This window comes from Dactylosporangium sp. NPDC051484 (genome assembly GCF_040689395.1).
Taxonomy (GTDB): Bacteria; Actinomycetota; Actinomycetes; order Mycobacteriales; family Micromonosporaceae; genus Dactylosporangium.
On sequence record NZ_JBFAZX010000090.1, the window covers coordinates 1 to 1,082 of the forward strand.

The 1,082-nt window shown below is 67.9% G+C and carries 1 protein-coding gene; it reads right to left on the reverse strand.

Annotated features, from left to right (window positions below; translation table 11 throughout):
- Nucleotides 1-894, reverse strand: an 894-nt coding sequence (istA, locus tag AB0367_RS38740) for an IS21 family transposase (protein WP_366231504.1), incomplete at its 3' end; no start/stop codon positions are given.
- Between the last annotated feature and the right edge of the window lie 188 nt (nucleotides 895-1,082).

Here is a 1,082-nt window from a genome sequence, read left to right on the forward strand (position 1 = left end):
CAGGTGCAGATGCGCCCGCTCCGCGGCCAGCCGGTCCACCGGCGCGGCCCGGGTCTCCCGGTGCACCCGGGCGTTGACCCGCTCGCACCAGTCGAAACAGGCATCGGCGAGGTCGGTGAATGAGGCGTAGGCGGCGGCGAGGTTCGCCATGGTCGGTACCAGGTCCGCCTTCGCGATCTTCACCGTGGCCTCGACCCCACCCTTGGACTCCGGGTCGAACGGCTCACACGTCTCGACCTTGCACCCGTAGTGCCGGCCCGCAGCCACGATCTCCGGATGCCGGACCGCAACCCCGGCCACATGCTCCACGGTCACGGTCTTGGCGTTGTCGGTCAGCACATACGTCGGCGCGCCACCGATCCGGCGCAGCGTCGCGTCCAGACACGCGACCAGCGACCCCATCGTCTGGTCCCAGACCGGCAGCACCACCCGGAACCGCGACCAGGACAACCATGCGCAGAACAGACTGGTCCGCCGCCCGGCGACAAACGGTCCGGCACCCCAGTCGAACTGCAGCCACATCCCAGGCTCCGGCACCCACGGCCGATACGCCCGCCGATGCCCGGCCCGCCACGCGGTCTTCGCCTCAGCCACCGCCCGTCGCGTGGTGCGGTCAGTGCCGGTGAACCCCATCGCCAGCAGCCGAGCATGCACCACATCAGCACGGATCCGGCCCTGCGACGCCTCGACCAACTCCTCGATCTTCGGTAGGAACGCGTCGATCGCCTTCGGCCGGCGGGTCCGCACGAACGGGTCCCGGCCCTCATCACGCAACTGCACATACCGTGTCACGGTCTTCTCGTCGACCCCGACCAGCCGCGCAGCCGAGTGCGCGCAGCGGGTCAGGTCGAACGCCTCCAGAATTTCCACGATCTCCCTGTCAGACTTGGTCACGGATCCCCTCGGATCGGGTCGGCCACTTGATCAGCAATCAGCAGCCAACCCCAACGAGGGGATCTCCGTGTTCATCGACGAAAGTCAGGCGTTTCCGGATGATCATGTGACCGCAGGCACGGACTTCTCATGTCCGCCAGCCCGGAGCAAACTGTCCGCCAACCCGGATCATGCCGTGTCCGCTGGCA